Genomic DNA, 18,433 nt, shown 5'->3' with positions numbered 1-18,433 from the left:
GCAGGTGGTGGAGTTGCAGGTGCGGGCCGCAGTGCTCAACCGCTTCACCCACTTGGGCACCCCGGTGACGCGGGCTGTGGCGTAACTCCGTCTGGGGTCAGGGGAAACTCAGCCTCGGCTGGGTTATGCAACAAAGCCCTTTCACACTGATCATGCAGCACTGTAATCGTTCGATTACATCGCCGTCAATCGCAGGCCGCTTGTTTCGCTCCCAACGCTGACTCCCCCACGGGAAAGTGCCCTGCCCCCCCGGCCCGCCGCGCCCTAGCATCCTCTGCATCAAGGCCAGACATCAGAGGACACACACCATGCGCTGGGGTTTCATCGGAGCAAGCAACATCGCCGAGCGGGTCATCCCGTCGCTGCGCAAGATCGCCGGGCAGGAGCTGGTCGCCGTCTGCTCGCGCAACGCCGCGCGGGCCGCGCAGTTCGCCGCACAACAGGGCCTCGCCAGCGCCCACACCGACCTCGCCGAGATGCTGGCCCTCGGGCTGGACGCCGTCTACATCAGCTCGACCAACGAGCAGCACGCCGGGCAGACCCTCGCCGCGCTCGACGCCGGCTGCCATGTGCTGTGCGAGAAACCGCTGGCCATGTCGCTGTCCGACGCTGCGCAGATGATCGACCGCGCCCAGGCCGTGGACCGCGTGCTCGCCACCAACCACCACCTGCGCGCCTCGGCGCTGCACGGTCTGGTGCGCCAGAGGGTCGCGGACGGCGCCATCGGCCGCGTCCACGGCGTGCAGGTCTCGCACGCCGTCTTCCTGCCGCCGCACCTGCAGGGCTGGCGCATCGACGCGCCCGGCGCAGGCGGCGGCGTGGTGCTGGACATCCTCGTGCATGACGCCGACCTGCTGCGCTTCCTGCTGCAGACCGAGCCACAGCGCATCACCACCGTCACCCGCCAGCACGGCCTCGGCCACGGCACGGTCGAGGACAGCGCCATGAGCCTGATCGAGTTCGACGGCCCCGGCGGCGGCATCCTCGCCCAGACCCACGAGTCCTTCGTCGCCCAGCACGCCGCGACCCGGCTGCACGTCCTCGGCACCGAAGGCGCGCTCTACGCCGAAGGCTCGCTGACACAGGCCGGCGGCGGGCGCCTGTGGCTGCGCGATGCCAGCGGCGAGCGCGAAATCGCCGTGCCGACCGTCGATCTGTACGAGATCGGCTGCGGCGCATTCGTGCGGGCCTGCGCGGGCGACGGCGCGCCGCTGGCCACGGGCGTGGATGGCGAACGCTCGATGGCCATCGCCCTCGCCGGACTCGCCAGCGCCAGCAGCGGGCGCTCGGTGCAGATCGACTGAACCTCAAGGAGTCCCCCATGGAAACCTGGATGCACGACATCCCCGGCGCCGTGCGCGCCAGCCAGCGGCAATTGCGCAGCGACATCCCCAACCTCGCCGGCCGCTACGCCCGCCTGACCGAGGCACTGAACGACGAGGTCTCGGCCATCCGCAGCGAGATGGCGAGCGGCCACGCCGTCCCCGAGATCGCGTATGCCGACATCGCCGCCGGCCGCGTCTCGCCGGCCGACGTGGCCCGTGTCCACCGCCGCGGCTGCGCGGTGATCCGCGGCGTGTTCGACCCGGCGCAGATCGCCGAATGGAACGACGAGGTGGTGCGCTACATCGACGAGGTGGGCTACCTGCTGCGCATGCAGGACAAGGCCGGACTCGACAAGTATTTCAGCGCGCTGGCCGCCGGTCGGCCGCAGATCTTCAGCCTCTACTGGTCCAAGCCGCAGATGCAGGCCCGCCAGCATCCGAACCTGGCCACCGCCCGCTCGTGGCTGAACCGACTGTGGACCTTCGAGAAGACCGGCCCGGACGGCAGCGTCACCCGCTTCTTCGACCCCGACCGCCAGTTCAACTACGCCGACCGCATCCGCCGCCGCGAAGCGGGCGACTCGACGCTCGGCCTGTCGCCGCACTCGGACGGCGGCTCGGTGGAACGCTGGTGCGAGCCGACGTTCCGCCACCTGTACCGCGAGGTCCTGCAGGGCAATCCGCTGGCGTTCGACCCCTTCGACGCCGAGGGCCGCACGCTGACCAGGGAAATCCCCTCGCCCGCCGTCTGCTCCGCCTTCCGCACCTTCCAGGGCTGGACCGCGCTGACCCGCCAAGGCCCCGGCGACGGCACGCTCAAGCTGGTGCCGATCGCCCGCACGATGCCGTGGATGCTGCTGCGGGCGCTGCAACCCGATGTGCCCGAGGGCGATCTCTGCGGCGCGCAACCCGGCCGGGCGCTGGGTGCGTCGGCACAGTGGCACCCCGAGCTGCTCGCCGGGCTGGTGTCGATCCCCGAGGTGCAGCCGGGCGACACCGTCTTCTGGCACTCGGACATCATCCACGCCGTCGAGAACCAGCACACCGGCAGCGGCTACAGCAACGTCATCTACATCGGCGCGGCGCCCTGGTGCGACAAGAACGCCCGCTTCGCCGAACGGCAGGCCGCGGCCTTCCTCGCCGGTCGCAGCAGCCCCGATTTCGCCCCCGAAGACTACGAACTCGACTTCACCGGCCGCGCCACGCCGGCCGATCTCAGCCCGCTGGGTCTGCAGCAGATGGGACTGGCGCCATGACTGGAACTGCGTCGCCCGCCTTCCGCACACCCGACTTCCTGCTCGGCCACATCCGCCACACGCTGGCGTTCTACGACGGCCGCTGCATCGACCCGACGGGCGGTTTTTTCCACTTCTTCAAGGACGACGGCACCGTCTACGACACGCGCACGCGCCACCTCGTCAGCAGCACGCGCTTCGTCTTCAACCACGCGATGGCGTACCGGCGCTTCGGCAATCCGGCCTACCAGGAAGCGGCGCGCCACGGCCTGCGTTTCCTGCACGACGCCCACGCGCAGCCCCAGGGCGGCTACGCCTGGCAGCTCGACTGGGACGGCGAGCGCCAGACCGCGACGGTGCAGGACGGCACCAACCACTGCTACGGCCTCGCCTTCGTGCTGCTGGCGCACGCCCACGCGCTGATGGCCGGGATCGACGAGGCCCGCGCCGGGCTGGACGCGACGTTCGAGCTGATGGAGCAGCGTTTCTGGGAACCCGCGCACGGCCTCTACGCCGACGAGGCGACGCCGGACTGGCAGGTCGGCCCCTACCGCGGCCAGAACGCCAACATGCACAGTTGCGAGGCGATGATCGCTGCCTTCGACGCGACGCAAGACCCGCGTTACCTCGACCGCGCCCTGACGCTGGCCACCTCGGTCACGCAGCGACTGGCCGGGCGGTCGGGCGGGCTGGTCTGGGAGCACTACCGCCCCGACTGGTCGGTCGATCCCGACTACAACCGCGACGACAAGACCAACATCTTCCGCCCCTGGGGTTTCCAGACCGGGCACCTCACCGAGTGGGCCAAGCTGCTGCTGCAACTGGAGGTGCATCTGCTGCGGCGACAGGCCACGTCCGGCGACGCGGTGCCCGCGTGGATCGTCCCCACCGCCCGGCACTTCTTCGACACCGCCATGCACCACGGCTGGGACGACACGCACGGCGGCCTCGTCTACGGCTTCGCGCCGGGGGGCGAGGTGTGCGATGCGGACAAGTACTTCTGGGTGCAGGCCGAGAGCTTCGCCGCCGCCGCGCTGCTGGCCGTGCGCACGGGCGACGCGGCGTACTGGCAGTGGTATGACCGGATCTGGGCCTACAGTTGGGCGCACATGGTCGATCACGTCCACGGCGCCTGGTACCGCATCCGCACGCCCGACAACCGCGCCTACTCCGACGAAAAAAGCCCCGCCGGCAAGACCGATTACCACACGATGGGCGCTTGCTGGGACGTGCTGCGCGGCCTCGGCGCCTGACGGACACGGAAAGTTATCCACAAGGTTATCCACATGCTGCGCCACCTCGTGCTGCTCAAGTTCAAGCCGGACACCGCACCGGCCGCCATCACCGACATCACCTCGGCCTTCCACGCACTGCGCTCGGCGATCGACACCGTGCGTGCCCTCGAATCCGGCACCGATGTCAGCCCGGAAGGGCTGGCGCGCGGCTACACGCACGCCTTCCTGCTGACCTTCGACGACCCGGCCGGCCGCGACCACTACCTGCCGCACCCGACGCACCAGGCGTTTGTCGCGCGCCTGCAGCCGCTGCTCGACGATGTACTGGTGCTCGACTACGCCACGGACGGCGGCTGACCAGGATGTGGTCCTCCCTGCGTGCCCTGCCCCGCACCGTCTGGCTGATCGGGCTGATCAGTCTGGTCAACGATGCCGCCTCCGAGATGCTGTATCCGCTGATCCCGCTCTACCTGTCGTCGGTGCTGATGGCCGGACCACGCACGCTCGGCCTGATCGAGGGCATCGCCGAGGCGACCGCCAGCCTGCTCAAGCTGTTCTCGGGCGCGGTGGTGGACCGCACGCAGCGCGCCAAGCCATGGATCGTGTTCGGCTACGGGCTGGCCGGGATCGGGCGACCACTGGTGGCGCTGGTGACGGGCTGGCCGGGGCTGCTGCTGCTGCGCTTCGCCGACCGGGTCGGCAAGGGCCTGCGCACCTCGCCGCGCGACGCCCTGCTGGCCGCGAGTATCGGCCCCGAGCGGCGCGGCCTCGCCTTCGGGCTGCACCGGGCGATGGACAACGCGGGCGCCGTCATCGGCCCGCTGCTGGCCGCGGCGCTGCTCGCGTCCGGCATGGCGCTGAAGGACGTGTTCGTGTGGTCGATCGTGCCGGCAGTGCTGTGCCTGGTGCTGGCGCTCGGCCTCCAGGAGCCGACACAACCGCCGGCCGCCCTGCGCAAGCCCTTCGACTGGCGGCTGCGCGACATGCCGCCCGCCTTCCGGCGCTATCTGGTGGTGGTCGCGCTGTTCACGCTGGGCAATTCGTCGAACATGTTCCTGCTGCTGCGCGCGCGGGAACTCGGCCTGCCGCAGGCGCAGGTGCCGCTGCTGTGGGCGGGAGTGTCGGCGGTGGCGATGGTGCTGTCGACACCGCTGTCGGCGCTGTCGGACCGCTTCGGGCGGATGCGGCTGCTGGTGGGCGGTTATGTCGCCTATGCCGGCGTCTATGCCGCGCTGGGGGTGGTGACCCACGCCGGCCTCGGCCTGTTCGCGGCATTTGCGGCCTACGGGGTGTTCCTCGCCGCGACCGAGGGGGTCGAGAAAGCGATGGTCGCCGACCTCGCACCCGCCGATGGCCAAGGCACCGCTTTCGGCTGGTTCAACCTGACAGTCGGGCTGATGCTGCTGCCGGCGTCGGTCGTGTTCGGGGCGGCCTACCAGTCGGCAGGCCCGGGCGCAGCGTTTGCGTTTGCGGGCGGCTGCGCGCTGTTGGCGGCCGGTCTGCTGGTCGGATGGGTCCGACCCGCCATGCCGGCGCGCTGACGGCCCTCGACTCAGGCAGCGAGCGCCACCGCAGCAGACTCCGCACCGGCCGCCAGCGCCGCTGTACAGCCCAGCACCCGGCCTTCCATCACCGCCGGTACCGGCACGTCCATCAAGGCCAGCAAGGTCGGCGCCACGTCCAGGTTGGTGCAGTCCGGCAAGCGCACACCGCTGCGCACCCCGGCACCATAGAACGCCAGCAGCCCGTCGATGTGGTGCATTCCCTGCTTGACCGTGGGCGCATCCACCGCCATCAGCGCGTCGATCGGATACCCCGTCGGATCCACCGCGGCACCCTGCGGAAAGAAATACCGCCAATCCCGCTGGTCCTGCGTCAGGCCGAGCGGGGTCAGCGTCAGGATGGCGTCGGTTTCCTGCACCACGAACGACGCCTCGCGCTGTACAGCATCTTCACCGCGCTGGCGATAGGCCATATCGAACGCAGTTTTCACCGCCAGGCGGCGCACGGGATCCTCAATGCGCAAATTCCACTGCGGCACCATCGTCGGTACCACATCGGAAATGCCCGCTCGACCGACCACAGCCAGCAGGGCGTCAATGTCACGGATCCGAACAATGACTTTGCCAGCCTTGTAACGGTCGCTGACAAAAGGCTGCTGGCCCATGCTCGATGCCACCACCAGCACGGTATCCTGATCCAGCAAATTCATTGCCCGCCCGATCAGCTCATCACACAGCCGATACCCTTCCGGCACGGCCTCGCCATACTGCAGACGCTCTTCGGCAGACGCCTTGACCGGAAACACCGCATCGTCCCAGGCACGCCAGTAATGGTGCATGAAATGCGCGGCATGGTTGCTGTGCCAGGTGGCGTAATCCGGGCGCTCCTTGCGGTAGAGCGACGCGAAAATGTCGAAATTCAGGCGCGGCTGCAGGCAGACCCGGCGCCAGCGCTGCCCCGATTGCAGCCGCTCGCGCACCAGCTGGGTCGCCACATGGGCCATGGTGCCCAGGCTGAGACCCATGCCGATCAGCGAGGCTGCAGTTCCGGCGTTTTCAGCGAGAGTGGGCGCTTGCATTGTCTTGTTGTGCACCTGCGTGTAGCGCCGGTTGACGGCCTGCACGGGTGCCAGACGGGGCGGGTGTGTCTCGTTGCCTGGGGCAAATGGTCCGGGCACCACAAACCCGTTGAGCGGCGGCGGCGGGTACGAGCTGATACTCCCGAACACCCCCACCTTGCGTCCCGCGTCGGCGGCATATTGCCAGGTGCGCGGTGCGCTGATGGAGTCCGACGACTGCTCCAGCACCGATGCGCCATGCACGGCGGGAGAAACCCCGGTGTGCAAGGTGACCCAGGTAATCCAAGGGTCCAGCAGCGGCGAGCGCTCCACCGCGGATTGAACTGCCCACGTGCCCTGTTTTTTCAGTTTTATGAAATTGGGCAGAAAACCCCCGCCCCTTTGTTCGATCAATCGGTCGATCACACGCCAATTGATTTCATTCAATTCAAGCAACAATACTTTTTTCGCAACACCCACGACAACCCCCTCGGGAACAAGAACCGATGTAAGCATTTGATACTCAACACGGCACATTGCACAGTGGCATTTGTCACTAGACGTTGTGGTATTCCATTCCAACGGCCACCGCTGGAATTTCTCGAATAACAAAAACCAGCAAATACAGAAAAACAAATACCCGCTATTTTATTCGCTCCCACACCCGGGGCGGCAGAACATCACGTCCGAAAACGGCGAGTCACCGCCGGCAGCCTGTGGATAATCCGCCGGATGCAGACCCCCGATGCCGCCACGCTGTATGCCGCCCTTGTCGCCCGTGACCGGCGTTTCGACGGGCGCTTCTTCGTCGGCGTGACCTCCACGGGCATCTACTGCCGCCCGGTCTGCAGCGTGCGCACCCCCAAGGCAGAACACTGCCGATTCTTTGCGCACGCCGCCGCCGCAGAGGCCGGTGGTTTTCGCCCCTGTCTGCGTTGCCGGCCCGAGCTGGCACCCGGACGCTCGTCGCTCGACGCACCCTCCCGCCTTGCGTGGGCCGCGGCACGGCGCATCGAGGCCGGCGATCTCGACAGCGCCGGTCTGGTCGGCCTGGCCGGGCAACTCGGCATTACCGACCGCCATCTGCGCCGCGTGTTCGGTGCGGCCTTCGGCGTCAGCCCGATCGACTATGCGCAAACACAGCGGCTGCTGCTGGCCAAGCGGCTGCTGGCGGACACGGCGCTGCCCGTGACCGAGGTGGCACTGGCCGCAGGCTTCGGCAGCCTGCGCCGGTTCAACACCCTGTTCCGCAGCCGCTACGGCCTCACACCGCGCACCATGCGCCGCGCCACCGACCCGGCCGCCGCGGACGTGGCCGGCAGCTTGCGGTTCGAGTTGGCGTTTCGCCCACCGTTCGACTGGACCGGTTTGCTGGACTTCCTCGCCGCACGCTGCGTGCGGGGCGTCGAAGAGGTGGTCGCCGCCGGCGCCACCTCCGCCGGCCTGTACCGCCGCACTCTGCGGCTCGGCAGCGGCGACGCAGCGCAAACCGGCTGGCTCGCCGTGACACTGGCACCCGCCGCGCGCCATGCCGTGGTGCTGACCGTGTCACCGGGATTGCAGCGGGTGTTGCCCGCGGTGCTGGCCAGGGTGGGCCGGCTGTGCGACCTGAGCTGCGATCCCCTGGCGGTCGCGCACGGCCTCGGGCCGCTGGCGGCGGGTGCGCCCGGTCTGCGCGTGCCCGGTGCGATCGACGGATTCGAGGTGGCGGTGCGGGCCGTGCTGGGGCAGCAGGTCAGCGTGAAGGCTGCCCACACACTGGCCGGCCGGCTGGTCGAGGCCTTCGGCGAAGCCACCCCCACGCCCTTCGCCGCGCTGCACCACCTGTTTCCCACACCAGCGCGGCTGGCCGCACTCGATCCCGCCGCGCTCGCCGCCCTGGGTATCGTGCGCAGCCGGGCTGCGGCACTGGTGGCGCTGGCCCGTGCCGTCGCGTCCGGCGCACTCGACCTCGGCCCCTGCACCGATCTGGACGCGACGCTGGCCCGTCTGCAGGGACTCCCCGGCATCGGCCCGTGGACAGCCCAGTACATCGCCCTGCGCGCCCTTGGCTGGCCCGATGCCTGGCCGAGCGGCGACGTGGTGCTGCGCAAGGCACTTGGTGGTGTCACCAGCGCCCAGGCCGACACGCTGGCGCAGGCCTGGCGGCCATGGCGCAGCTACGCGACGCTGCATCTGTGGCGCGGGGCCAGCGCGCCACCACCCCCACTCTCGAACCAGGAATCGACATGAAACCAATCACATACTGGACAACTTTGTCAACACCGCTCGACACCATGCTGCTGGCCGCCTCCAAGGTCGGTTTGCAGGGCACCTGGTTCGTCGGTCAACGCCATTTCGGCGGTCCTGCCGAGGACTGGCAGCGCAGCGACCTGCACCCGTTGCTGTGCGAAACCGCCGCGCAATTGAGCGCCTGGTACGCCGGCCAACGCCGCACGTTCGACCTGCCGCTGGCCCCGATCGGCACCCCGTTCCAGCAAGCGGTCTGGGCCGAACTTGCCCGCATCGCCCACGGCAGCACACGGACCTACGGCGAGCTTGCCGCGTCGCTCGGACGCCCGACGGCCTCCCGTGCCGTGGGCGCAGCGACCGGGCGCAATCCGCTGTCGATCATCATCCCCTGCCACCGCCTCGTTGGCCGCGACGGCACACTCACTGGCTATGCGGGTGGTCTGGACCGCAAACGGGCATTGCTCGCCTTTGAATCGGGAGCCCCTCTTGAAGCCGCGTGACATCGCCGATCTGATCCTGCTTGCCGCGCTCTGGGGCGGCTCGTTCCTGTTCATGCGCTACGCCGCACCGGCCTTTGGTGCGCTGCCACTGATGTGGCTGCGCGTGGCCATCGCCACCGTCTGCCTGCTGCCGCTGCTCATCTGGCGCGGTCAGGTGGCCGCGCTGCGCGAGCGGATCGGCGTGGTGACGGTAATGGGCCTGTTCAACAGTGCGATCCCATTTGTCCTCATCGCCTGGGCAACGTTGTCGATCACGGCGGGATTGGCATCGATCCTGAATGCCACCGTGCCGATCATGACTGCATTGATCGGCGCCGTCTGGCTGCGCGACCGGCTGGGCACGGGGCGGGTGGCGGGGCTGGTGATCGGCATGGCGGGGGTCGTGCTGCTGGCCGCCGACAAGGCCGATTTCAAGCCGGGGGGCTCGGGCTGGGCGCTGCTGGCCATGCTGGCCGCGACCGCCTGCTACGGCTTCGCAGCCAACTTCACCAAGCGGCACCTCACCGGTGTGCCACCGATGGTCAACGCCGCCGGCTCGCAGATCGTCTCGACCGTCGCGCTGACGCCATTTGCACTGTGGGCCTGGCCAGCACGGACGCCGGGCGGGCTGGCGTGGGGCGCGGCACTGGCACTCGGCATCGGCTGTACCGCCATCGCCTACGTGCTGTTCTTCCGGCTCATCGAGCGTGTCGGCGCGTCGCGGGCGGTGACGGTGACGTTCCTGGTGCCGGTATTCGGGACACTCTGGGGCGCGCTGTTCCTGGGTGAAGCCGTGACGGGCCCGATGCTGGTCGGGGGAGCCGTCGTGCTGGTCGGAACGGGGCTGTCCACAGGGGTGATTCGATGGCCTGGTCGCCATTGATTTTGTTTCAATTTATTACAAATAACCCGCACAAGTTGCCAAAAAATCACAGATTGCCCGTTCTGCATGATCAGCAAAATTGAACGGTTTTTCATTTGCTGATCATTCGTTCATTCCTCGGAAAATAGGGCAATGAACGACGCCCTGACCACCTTGCTCCAACGGTTTGCACTGAACGCCGACACGATCCGCCCGACACCGCTGTCAGCACCGCTCACCCCTGACACCGACCTTCCCCACCGCCCTGGCTGGCTGCACCTGCTGCTGCGCGGGCCGGTACAGATCGAGCCTCACCAGGCGTTGCTGCAGCCAGCGCTGATCTGGCTACCGGCACCCGCCGCCCACACGCTGCGCGCGCTGAGTGACAGCGGCGCCACGCTGCTGAGCGCGCCGGTGCGCTTCGGCGATCCGGCGCTGAATCCGCTGATCGGCGCGCTGCCGCCGCTGATCGTGGTGCCGCAACGCGAGATGCCACGCCCGATGGCGGCAACCTGGGCACTGCTGGTCAGCGAATACGAGGCTGGCGCCAGCGCACACGGCGAAGTGCTGACGCGGCTGGCCGAGGTGCTGCTGCTGCAGGTCCTGCGTCAGGCGGTGGACAAGGCCTGCGGGCGGGTCGGCCTGCTCGGTGCACTGGCCGACGCGCGGCTGCGGCGGGTGCTGGATGCGGTCCACACGCGCCCGGAAGCACCGTGGACGCTGCAGACGATGGCGTCAGAAGCAGGCCTGTCGCGCACCGTGCTGGCGACCCAGTTCCGGGCCGTGGTCGGTGTGCCACCGGGCGATTACCTGACCGACTGGCGGTTGCGCGTGGCACGCACGCTGCTCGCACAGGGGTGGCCGGTGAAGCAGGTTGCCGAGGCGGTCGGCTACACCTCGCCCGCAGCGCTGACGCGGGTGTTCACGCAGCGGCTCGGGGCGCCGCCGACCCATTGGTGGACGGCGTGACCACAGCCCGCGTTGCCGCAGAGGTCACATGCCCGCTTTGGCACTCGGCCGCGCGTTGATGCGGTCGCGCCAGTCCTGCAGATGCGTCAAACCGGCGTCGCTCGGCCGGAAGCGCATCAGCCCACGCGCGAACTCGATCGCGCAGAACGCCGTGATGTCCGCGATGGTGAAACGCTCGCCCGCCCAATACGGCCGCGACGCAAGTTCCACGTCGAACACCCGCAGCAGGTCCGGCAGCTTCCCGGCTTGCGACTGGCCGAACTCGGGAAACTGCGGCTGCTCCAGCGGCGCGAGTCCCGGATGCACATGGCGGATCCAGTTCGCGATCGGCAGCAGGCAGTAGAACTCGGCGCGCCGGTCGTGCATCTCGATGAAGGCGCGCTCCTCGGCATCGACGCCCATCAGGTTCGGTTCGGGGTGGTGCCCCTCGAACCAGGTGCAGATGGCGCGGGTCTCACTGAGGAAACGCCCGTCATCGAGTTCCAGCACCGGCACGCGGGACACCGGGTTCTTGGCCAGGAACTCCGGCGTGCGGTGCTCCTGCGTGTTGATCGCCACCGGCGCGGTCTCGATCGACAGGCCCTTCTCGGCGAGGAACATCTGGACACGGCGCGGGTTCGGGGCGCGGGGGGCGATGTGCAGTTTCACGTGGAACACTCCGGTCGGTTGAGGCGCGCCACCCGACGCGGCGCGCACCTGCAGCATGGCGCAGATTCAGCCCGGCAGCGTCAGGTCTTCCATGCGGGCGAGCCAGTGCATCGCCTGCTCGCGGTGGTCGCCGCACATCTCCGCACTCGGTTTCAGCCTGCCACACACCGCGGGCCGCTCCGGCTGGCCAAAGATCCGGCAGCGCAGATCGTCATCCAGTTGCAGACAGGGCACCCCGGCCGGCTTGCCGTTCGGCATCCCCGGAATCGGGCTGGAGATCGAGGGCGCAATGCAGCAGGCGGCGCAGCGGGGACGGCATTCCATGGTGGACCGATCGTGCCACACTGACCGCCTCCCAGACCTGCCGCGGCCCGTCCGCTGTTCCACGTGAAACACCCCCAATACAACCCCGCCCTCGACAACCCGCCGCTGACCGAAGTGGAGATGGACGAACTCGACCAGTTGCTGCTGTCGGCCGCATCGGACGAGTCGGTCATGGACATGGAAAGCCTCGACGGCTACCTCACCGCCTTGCTGCTGACGCCGACGCTGCCCGACGCCGACGTCTGGGTGCCCGGCCTGTGGAACAGCGACGACCCGGAAAGCTCGCCCTTCGCCAGCGGCAAGCAGACCAAGCGCGTCGTGCAGCTCGCGCTGCGCCACCTCGCCTCGATCGACCGGCAGCTGAAGGAAGGCCCGGACACGCTGGAGCCGCTGTTCGGCATCGCCGAGATCCCCGGCAGCGACGACGCCTCGGACGTGGTAGTGGACGCGGAGCTGTGGTGCATCGGCTTCCTGCATGCAGCCGCACTGACGCCGGACCACTGGAACGCGATGTTCGACGATCCGGAACTGGCCGACCAGCTCGCCCCGATCATCCTGCTCGGCGGTGACCCGGACAGCATGACGCCGGAGCAGGTGGAGATGATCGCGTCGTCCGAAGCCCGCGATGCACTGAGTCGGCTGGTGCCGGAAGCGGTCTCTGCGTTGTACGCACGCGCAGTCGCAGCACGAAACTAAAATCGAGGTTTGTCCGCGCGCCCCGCGCGGACACCCTGTCCTCACTCGGAGCGCCCGATGCTCTACCCCGAAACATTTGACGTCATCGTCGTCGGTGGCGGCCATGCCGGCACCGAAGCCGCACTCGCCGCGGCCCGCATGGGCAGCCGCACGCTGCTGCTCACCCACAACATCGAGACGCTCGGCCAGATGAGCTGCAACCCGTCGATCGGCGGGATCGGCAAGGGTCATCTGGTGCGGGAGATCGATGCACTCGGCGGTGCGATGGCCGCAGCGACGGACGAATCGGGCATCCAGTTCCGCATCCTGAATTCGAGCAAGGGCCCGGCCGTGCGCGCCACCCGGGCACAGGCCGACCGCATCCTCTACAAGGCCGCGATCCGCCACCGCCTGGAAAACCAGCCGAACCTGTGGATCTTCCAGCAAGCGGTGGACGACCTGATGGTGGAAGGGGACCGCGTGGTCGGCGCCGTGACGCAGATCGGCATCCAGTTTCGCGCCGCTGCGGTGGTGCTGACGGCGGGCACCTTCCTCGACGGCAAAGTCCACGTCGGCCTGAACAACTACCCGGCAGGCCGTGCGGGTGATCCGCCGGCGGTGAGCCTGTCGGCGCGGCTGAAGGAGCTGAAGCTGCCGCAAGCCCGGCTGAAGACCGGCACGCCGCCGCGCATCGACGGCCGTTCGATCGACTTCTCGAAGTGCGTCGAGCAGCCCGGCGACCTCGATCCGGTGCCCGTGTTCAGCTTCCTCGGCAACGCCGCGCAGCACCCCCGGCAAGTCCCCTGCTGGATCACGCACACCAACCAGCAGACCCACGACATCCTGCGCACCGGCTTCAACCGCAGTCCGATGTTCACGGGTGTGATCGAAGGCGTCGGGCCGCGCTACTGCCCGTCGATCGAGGACAAGATCAACCGCTTCGCCGACAAGGACTCGCACCAGATCTTCCTCGAACCGGAAGGGCTGACCACGCACGAGTTCTACCCGAACGGCATCTCGACCTCCCTGCCCTTCGACATCCAGCTCGCCGCCGTGCGCACGATGGCGGGGCTGGAGAACGCCTACATCCTGCGGCCCGGCTACGCGATCGAGTACGACTACTTCGACCCCCGCGAGCTGAAGAGCACCTTCGAATCGAAGGCGATCGGCGGGCTGTATTTCGCCGGCCAGATCAACGGCACGACCGGCTACGAAGAAGCCGCTGCGCAGGGCCTCTACGCGGGCGCCAACGCCGCGCTGCAGGTCCAGGGCAAGGACGCACTCACCTTCGGCCGCGACCAGGCGTACCTCGGCGTGCTGGTGGACGACCTGATCACCAAGGGCGTGACCGAGCCGTACCGCATGTTCACGAGCCGCGCCGAGTTCCGCCTGCAACTGCGCGAGGACAACGCCGACCTGCGCCTGACCGAACTCGGCCGCAACGTCGGGCTGGTGGACGATGTGCGCTGGGATGCATTCAACCGCAAGCGGGACGCTGTTTCACGTGAAACACAGCGCCTGAAGAGCACCTGGGTTCGCCCGGCCACGCTGCCAGCCGCGGACAGCGAACGTCTGCTCGGCAAGGCGATCGAGCACGAATACAACCTCACCGACCTGCTGCGCCGCCCCGGCATCACCTTCGACACGGTGGCCGAGGTGCTGGTGATCGCCCATCCGGGTGCCGTGGTTTCACGTGAAACACTGCGGGCCGAACTCGGTGAAACGCTGGCCGACGCGGTGATCGAGCAGCTCGAAATCGCCACCAAGTACGCCGGCTACATCGACAAGCAGAACGACGAGGTGCAGCGCGCCAGCGCCTACGAACACCTGAAGCTGCCGAAGGATCTGGACTACGGGCAGGTCACGGCGCTGTCGATCGAGGTGCGCCAGAAGCTCACGCGCCACCAGCCGGAGACGCTGGGCCAAGCCTCGCGGATTTCAGGGGTCACGCCGGCGGCGATCTCGCTGCTGCTGGTGCATCTGAAGAAACACCGGATGCAGGGGTTCGCCCATGCAGCATGACCTGATCGCAGGGGCCGCGGCGCTCGGCTGCCCGTTGACGGACGCCGAAGCGGATCGGCTGCTTGCTTACCTCGACCTGCTGGCGCGCTGGAACAAGGTCTACAACCTGACCGCCTTGCGCGACCCGGCGCAGATGCTGACGCACCACCTGCTGGACAGCCTGGCGGTGATGGCGCCGATGCGCAGACACACGGGCGGCACGGCGGTGTCGGTGATGGACGTGGGCAGTGGGGGTGGACTGCCGGGGGTTGTCATCGCGACCACCCAGCCGAACGCCGCCGTCACCTGCGTGGACACGGTGCAAAAGAAGGTGACGTTCGTGCGCCAGGTGGCGGCCGAGCTGCGCCTGCCGAACCTGCTCGCCCGCCACACCCGCGTCGAAGCGATCACCGACACGCAGTGGCCGCTGATCACTGCCCGCGCCTTCGCCTCGCTGCCAGACATCGTGACGCTGACACGCCCGCTGCTGGCGCCGGGCGGCGTGTGGATGGCGATGAAGGGCCAGCACCCGGCCGACGAGATCGCGGCACTGCCCGGCGATGTCGAGGTGTTCCACGTGGAACCGCTGCAAGTGCCGGGCCTGAACGCGGAACGCTGCATCGTCTGGATGCGGCTGCGGCCACCCACCACAGGGCTCTGAATCATGTTCGGTATCGCGGATTTCGGCGCCTTCTGTGTCGCCATCGTCGTGCTCCTGGCGTTGCCGGGGCCAGGCACTTTCGCACTGCTGGGCGCCACGTCCAAGGGTGGATTCCGGGGTGGCGCGGCAGCGACGTTCGGGGTGATCGTCGGGGACCAGATCCTGCTGTGGCTGGCAGTCGCCGGTGTGGCGGCGCTGCTGGCGGCGCATCCAGCGGTGTTCGACGGGGTGCGCTGGGCCGGCGCGGGCTACCTCGGCTGGATGGGCCTGAAGCTGCTGTTCGCGCGCACAGGCGAATCCGCCAGCCCGGTACAGATCGCCCCGCGCCACTACGCCCGGCAGGCGCTGCTGATCACGCTGCTGAACCCGAAGGCGATCGTGTTCTACATGGCCTTCTTCCCGCTGTTCATCGACCCGGCCACGCACCGCGGCATTCCCACCTTCGCCGCGATGGCCGTGACCGTCGCCGTGATCACCGCCGCGTGGTGCCTCACGCTGTGCGCGTTCGCCGATGCGATCGCCGCCAAGGTGCGCGCACACCGGCGCATCGGAGCGGCGTTGCAGCGATTCGCCGGGCTGTGCATGATCGGATTCGGCCTGCGCCTGATACGCTCCTGATCGCCCTACGCCCTCCCCTTCGACCCGACCCACGGCCCGAGCGCCCGCACCCACATGGCCAAGATCTTCTGCATCGCCAACCAGAAAGGCGGCGTCGGCAAGACGACCACCACCGTCAACCTGGCCGCCGGGCTGGCGAAGATCCAGCAGCGTGTGCTGCTGATCGACCTCGATCCGCAGGGCAATGCGACCATGGGTTCGGGCATCGACAAGCGGGCGCTGGCACTGACGGTCTATGACGTGCTGCTCGGTTCGGCCACAGTGCGCGAGGCACGGCAGACACCCCCCAAGGTCGGCTACGACGTGCTGGGCGCCAACCGCGAGCTGGCCGGCGCCGAGGTGGAACTGGTCAACCTGGAGCACCGCGACCGCCGCCTGAAAGCCGCATTGACCGAGGTGCTGGACGACTACGACTTCATCCTGATCGACTGCCCGCCGTCCCTGAGCCTGCTGACGCTCAATGGCCTGACCTGCGCGCACGGCGTGGTGGTGCCGATGCAGTGCGAGTACTTCGCGCTGGAAGGACTGTCGGATCTGGTGAACTCGATCAAGCAGGTCCACGCAAACATGAACCGCGACCTGAGCATCATCGGCCTGCTGCGGGTGATGTTCGACCCGCGCATCACGCTGCAGCAGCAGGTCAGCGAACAGCTGCAGGCGCACTTCGGCGACAAGGTGTTCCAGACCATCATCCCGCGCAACGTGCGGCTGGCCGAGGCCCCCAGCTACGGCCTGCCCGGTGTCGTGTTCGATCCGGGGGCCAAGGGCTCGCAGGCCTTCATCGCGTTCGCCCGCGAGATGGTCGAGCGGGTCGACGTGGTCCTCCCCAAGGCCAAGGCCGTGCGCAAGAAACCCGCCGCCAAGACCCCCGCCGCCAAGAAAGCAGCCCCGGCTCAGGCCGCCGCGAAGCGCCAGACGCCGTCGGCCTGACGCACACGCTTCAGGTCGCCGTCCAGCCACAGCGCATGCAGGTGGGCGATGGCCTCGCCCATGGCGAACGTGAGCTGGTGCAGGTCCAGTTCGCGCTTGAACAGCACCGGCAGGATCTCGCAGGCCGAATGGGGCCGTACCGCGCAGGCCGCCATCACGTCGGCCAGCCGGTCGGTGTGGTGGCCCTGGAGCTGGTCGATGCGGGCGTGCAGGCCGCGGAACGGTTTCCCGTGGGACGGCAGCACCAGCGTGTCCGCGGGCAGTCGGCGCATGCGCTCGATCGACGCCAAGTACAGCGGCAGCGGGTCGGCCTCCGGCTCGATGTCGATGACGCTGATGTTGGTCGAGATGCGCGGCAGCACCATGTCACCCGAGATCAGCACACCCAGCGCCGCGCAATGCAGGCTGATGTGCTCCGGCGCGTGGCCGTAACCGGCGTGGCAGGTCCAGACGTGGCCGCCCATCGTCAGACGCTGGCCTTCCATCATGCGGCGGAACTGGCGCGGCACGGCCGGCACCATGCCCGCGTAGTAGTTGCCTCGCTGGCGTACCTTGTCGAGCGCGGCCGGATCGGTCACGCCGTGGCTGCCGAAAAAGGCCGCCGCCGCCTCGCCGCCGAAACCGGTGGTCGAGAGCGAGGCGATGCGCGCCGCGTTCCAGTCCGTCAGGCTGATCCACAGCCGGCACGGCCACTCGGGCGTGCTCCAGCGCTCGGTCAGCCAATCCGCCAGGCCGATGTGGTCCGGGTGCATGTGGGTGACGATGACCCGCAGCACGGGCAGGCCGTCGAGTTCCTCGGCGAAGATGCGCTCCCACGCGCTGCGGGTGGCGTCGTTGCTGATGCCGCAGTCCACGACCGTCCAGCCCTGGCGACCGTCGAGTTCATCGCGCACCAGCCAGAGGTTGATGTGGTCCAGCGCGAAGGGCAGCCCCATGCGCAGCCAGCGGATGCCCGGCGCGATCTCCAGCGTGTGGCCGCTCGCGGGCAGCGTGTCGCCCAGCACATAGGTGAGTTCGTGTTCCTGCGGGTTCGCCATGTCTGCTCCAGTGGTCCGGACTGGGTAGACTGGCACCCAATCCAGCGATTAACGTTTACGTCAACGGCAGTGTATCCATGACCCCCCTCGACTGCTCGACCCAAGAAGCCAGCGATGTCTCCCAGGTGACCTACACCATCACGGAGCTTTCGCAGGAGTTCGACATCACCCCGCGGGCCATCCGCTTCTATGAGGACATGGGCCTGCTCACCCCGGCGCGCGACGGCCGCAACCGCGTCTACACCGTGCGCGACCGCACCCGGCTCAAGCTCACGCTGCGCGGCAAGCGGCTCGGCCTGAGCCTGCAGGAGATCAAGCAGCTCGTGGACATGTACGAGTCACCCTCGGACACGGCGCAGCAGCTCACCGCCTTCCTCGCGATCTTGCAGACACACCGCGACCAGCTCGAACAACAGCTGGAAGACATCCGGATCACGCTGGCCGAAATCCAGCAGCACGAGGAACGGGCCCTGGGCCTGCTGGCCGAGGCGGGACAAACCCGGATGCCACCGATTTGACAGGGTCGTTTTTATTTTAGTTTAAGTAAAACTCAAAAATCGACCAAGCGGAACAAACCAGCCCCCCACGTACACCCCCCCCAAGCGGACTAAGCCGCCCCCGGGCGCGAGTCGTTAGCCCACC

General features: G+C 68.2%; 19 protein-coding genes. 15 read left to right on the top strand and 4 right to left on the bottom strand.

Annotation, left to right across the window (positions count from 1 at the left end; translation table 11 throughout):
- Positions 1–308 precede the first annotated feature (308 nt).
- The 5 genes from RMP06_RS07005 to RMP06_RS06985 are packed head-to-tail and all read left to right on the top strand — an operon-like array spanning position 309 to position 5,336.
- A complete protein-coding gene (locus RMP06_RS07005; RefSeq protein WP_310461058.1) occupies positions 309–1,304 on the top strand; it encodes a Gfo/Idh/MocA family protein in 996 nt (331 codons plus the stop codon).
- A gap of 17 nt (positions 1,305–1,321) precedes the next feature.
- On the top strand, positions 1,322–2,581 hold the full coding sequence (locus RMP06_RS07000) for a YbiU family protein (RefSeq protein WP_310461057.1): 1,260 nt from the start codon (positions 1,322–1,324) through the stop codon (positions 2,579–2,581).
- Positions 2,578–3,813 carry an AGE family epimerase/isomerase gene (locus RMP06_RS06995; RefSeq protein WP_310461056.1) on the top strand — a complete coding sequence of 412 codons (1,236 nt, stop codon included), beginning with the start codon at positions 2,578–2,580 and terminating at the stop codon, positions 3,811–3,813. The genes RMP06_RS07000 and RMP06_RS06995 overlap by 4 nt, the downstream gene beginning before the upstream one ends.
- 33 nt (positions 3,814–3,846) lie before the next feature.
- The gene (locus RMP06_RS06990; protein WP_310461055.1) at positions 3,847–4,152 is read left to right on the top strand and encodes a Dabb family protein; all 306 of its coding nucleotides are present in this window, start codon (positions 3,847–3,849) and stop codon (positions 4,150–4,152) included.
- A gap of 5 nt (positions 4,153–4,157) precedes the next feature.
- Positions 4,158–5,336, top strand: a complete 1,179-nt coding sequence (locus RMP06_RS06985; protein WP_310461054.1) for an MFS transporter — start codon at positions 4,158–4,160, stop codon at positions 5,334–5,336.
- Positions 5,337–5,347: 11 nt separating this feature from the next.
- Here the strand turns inward: RMP06_RS06985 and RMP06_RS06980 are convergent, their stop codons facing one another.
- Positions 5,348–6,871: an alkaline phosphatase family protein gene (locus tag RMP06_RS06980; RefSeq protein ID WP_310461053.1), complete on the bottom strand. Its 1,524-nt coding sequence runs from the start codon at positions 6,869–6,871 to the stop codon at positions 5,348–5,350.
- A gap of 216 nt (positions 6,872–7,087) precedes the next feature.
- Here RMP06_RS06980 and alkA point away from each other — a divergent pair, with 216 nt between their 5' ends.
- From alkA to RMP06_RS06960, 4 genes are all read left to right on the top strand, one after another.
- Positions 7,088–8,587: a DNA-3-methyladenine glycosylase 2 gene (alkA, locus tag RMP06_RS06975; RefSeq protein ID WP_310461052.1), complete on the top strand. Its 1,500-nt coding sequence runs from the start codon at positions 7,088–7,090 to the stop codon at positions 8,585–8,587.
- The gene (locus RMP06_RS06970) at positions 8,584–9,087 is read left to right on the top strand and encodes a methylated-DNA--[protein]-cysteine S-methyltransferase (protein WP_310461051.1); all 504 of its coding nucleotides are present in this window, start codon (positions 8,584–8,586) and stop codon (positions 9,085–9,087) included. The genes alkA and RMP06_RS06970 overlap by 4 nt, the downstream gene beginning before the upstream one ends.
- Positions 9,074–9,949, top strand: a complete 876-nt coding sequence (locus tag RMP06_RS06965; RefSeq protein WP_310461050.1) for a DMT family transporter — start codon at positions 9,074–9,076, stop codon at positions 9,947–9,949. The genes RMP06_RS06970 and RMP06_RS06965 overlap by 14 nt, the downstream gene beginning before the upstream one ends.
- Positions 9,950–10,081: 132 nt before the next feature.
- Entirely contained in the window at positions 10,082–10,897 is an 816-nt protein-coding gene (locus RMP06_RS06960; protein WP_310461049.1) for a helix-turn-helix transcriptional regulator, read from the top strand.
- A 24-nt stretch (positions 10,898–10,921) separates the two neighbouring features.
- Here RMP06_RS06960 and RMP06_RS06955 read toward each other — a convergent pair whose 3' ends face one another.
- Together RMP06_RS06955 and RMP06_RS06950 are read right to left on the bottom strand one after the other, a co-directional pair.
- The gene (locus tag RMP06_RS06955; RefSeq protein WP_310461059.1) at positions 10,922–11,545 is read right to left on the bottom strand and encodes a glutathione S-transferase family protein; all 624 of its coding nucleotides are present in this window, start codon (positions 11,543–11,545) and stop codon (positions 10,922–10,924) included.
- A gap of 66 nt (positions 11,546–11,611) precedes the next feature.
- Positions 11,612–11,869, bottom strand: a complete 258-nt coding sequence (locus RMP06_RS06950) for a YkgJ family cysteine cluster protein (protein ID WP_310461048.1) — start codon at positions 11,867–11,869, stop codon at positions 11,612–11,614.
- 63 nt (positions 11,870–11,932) lie between these two features.
- On the opposite strand from RMP06_RS06950, the gene RMP06_RS06945 reads away from it, so the two are divergent.
- From RMP06_RS06945 to RMP06_RS06925, 5 genes are read left to right on the top strand one after another with little or no spacing between them, the layout of a single operon-like run.
- On the top strand, positions 11,933–12,565 hold the full coding sequence (locus RMP06_RS06945; RefSeq protein ID WP_310461047.1) for a UPF0149 family protein: 633 nt from the start codon (positions 11,933–11,935) through the stop codon (positions 12,563–12,565).
- Positions 12,566–12,622: 57 nt separating this feature from the next.
- A complete protein-coding gene (gene mnmG, locus RMP06_RS06940) occupies positions 12,623–14,566 on the top strand; it encodes a tRNA uridine-5-carboxymethylaminomethyl(34) synthesis enzyme MnmG (protein ID WP_310461046.1) in 1,944 nt (647 codons plus the stop codon).
- Positions 14,556–15,206, top strand: coding sequence for a 16S rRNA (guanine(527)-N(7))-methyltransferase RsmG (gene rsmG / locus RMP06_RS06935; RefSeq protein WP_310461045.1), 651 nt, complete (start codon positions 14,556–14,558; stop codon positions 15,204–15,206). The genes mnmG and rsmG overlap by 11 nt, the downstream gene beginning before the upstream one ends.
- Before the next feature lie 3 nt (positions 15,207–15,209).
- The gene (locus RMP06_RS06930) at positions 15,210–15,824 is read left to right on the top strand and encodes a LysE family transporter (RefSeq protein ID WP_310461044.1); all 615 of its coding nucleotides are present in this window, start codon (positions 15,210–15,212) and stop codon (positions 15,822–15,824) included.
- 54 nt (positions 15,825–15,878) lie between these two features.
- A complete protein-coding gene (locus RMP06_RS06925; RefSeq protein WP_310461043.1) occupies positions 15,879–16,754 on the top strand; it encodes a ParA family protein in 876 nt (291 codons plus the stop codon).
- On the opposite strand, the gene RMP06_RS06920 is transcribed toward RMP06_RS06925, so the two are convergent.
- Entirely contained in the window at positions 16,718–17,791 is a 1,074-nt protein-coding gene (locus RMP06_RS06920) for an MBL fold metallo-hydrolase (protein WP_310461042.1), read from the bottom strand. The genes RMP06_RS06925 and RMP06_RS06920 overlap by 37 nt on opposite strands.
- Before the next feature lie 77 nt (positions 17,792–17,868).
- On the opposite strand from RMP06_RS06920, the gene RMP06_RS06915 reads away from it, so the two are divergent.
- Positions 17,869–18,309, top strand: coding sequence for a MerR family transcriptional regulator (locus tag RMP06_RS06915; RefSeq protein ID WP_310461041.1), 441 nt, complete (start codon positions 17,869–17,871; stop codon positions 18,307–18,309).
- Positions 18,310–18,433: the final 124 nt, after the last annotated feature.

Source organism: Sphaerotilus sp., from assembly GCF_031429695.1.
GTDB lineage: Bacteria > Pseudomonadota > Gammaproteobacteria > Burkholderiales > Burkholderiaceae_C > Sphaerotilus.
The sequence above is the reverse complement of the archived record's forward strand: the minus strand, read 5'-3'. Positions and strand labels throughout refer to the sequence as shown.

Coding starts and splice junctions, on each gene's coding strand:
- RMP06_RS06930 (WP_310461044.1), top strand. CDS start 15,210: ATGTTCGGTATCGCGGATTTCGGCGCCTTCTGTGTCGCCATCGTCGTG.
- RMP06_RS06960 (WP_310461049.1), top strand. CDS start 10,082: ATGAACGACGCCCTGACCACCTTGCTCCAACGGTTTGCACTGAACGCC.
- rsmG (WP_310461045.1), top strand. CDS start 14,556: ATGCAGCATGACCTGATCGCAGGGGCCGCGGCGCTCGGCTGCCCGTTG.
- alkA (WP_310461052.1), top strand. CDS start 7,088: ATGCAGACCCCCGATGCCGCCACGCTGTATGCCGCCCTTGTCGCCCGT.
- RMP06_RS06925 (WP_310461043.1), top strand. CDS start 15,879: ATGGCCAAGATCTTCTGCATCGCCAACCAGAAAGGCGGCGTCGGCAAG.
- RMP06_RS06995 (WP_310461056.1), top strand. CDS start 2,578: ATGACTGGAACTGCGTCGCCCGCCTTCCGCACACCCGACTTCCTGCTC.
- RMP06_RS06980 (WP_310461053.1), bottom strand. CDS start 6,871: ATGCTTACATCGGTTCTTGTTCCCGAGGGGGTTGTCGTGGGTGTTGCG.
- RMP06_RS07000 (WP_310461057.1), top strand. CDS start 1,322: ATGGAAACCTGGATGCACGACATCCCCGGCGCCGTGCGCGCCAGCCAG.
- RMP06_RS06970 (WP_310461051.1), top strand. CDS start 8,584: ATGAAACCAATCACATACTGGACAACTTTGTCAACACCGCTCGACACC.
- RMP06_RS06990 (WP_310461055.1), top strand. CDS start 3,847: ATGCTGCGCCACCTCGTGCTGCTCAAGTTCAAGCCGGACACCGCACCG.
- RMP06_RS06920 (WP_310461042.1), bottom strand. CDS start 17,791: ATGGCGAACCCGCAGGAACACGAACTCACCTATGTGCTGGGCGACACG.
- mnmG (WP_310461046.1), top strand. CDS start 12,623: ATGCTCTACCCCGAAACATTTGACGTCATCGTCGTCGGTGGCGGCCAT.
- RMP06_RS06950 (WP_310461048.1), bottom strand. CDS start 11,869: ATGGAATGCCGTCCCCGCTGCGCCGCCTGCTGCATTGCGCCCTCGATC.
- RMP06_RS06985 (WP_310461054.1), top strand. CDS start 4,158: ATGTGGTCCTCCCTGCGTGCCCTGCCCCGCACCGTCTGGCTGATCGGG.
- RMP06_RS07005 (WP_310461058.1), top strand. CDS start 309: ATGCGCTGGGGTTTCATCGGAGCAAGCAACATCGCCGAGCGGGTCATC.
- RMP06_RS06915 (WP_310461041.1), top strand. CDS start 17,869: ATGACCCCCCTCGACTGCTCGACCCAAGAAGCCAGCGATGTCTCCCAG.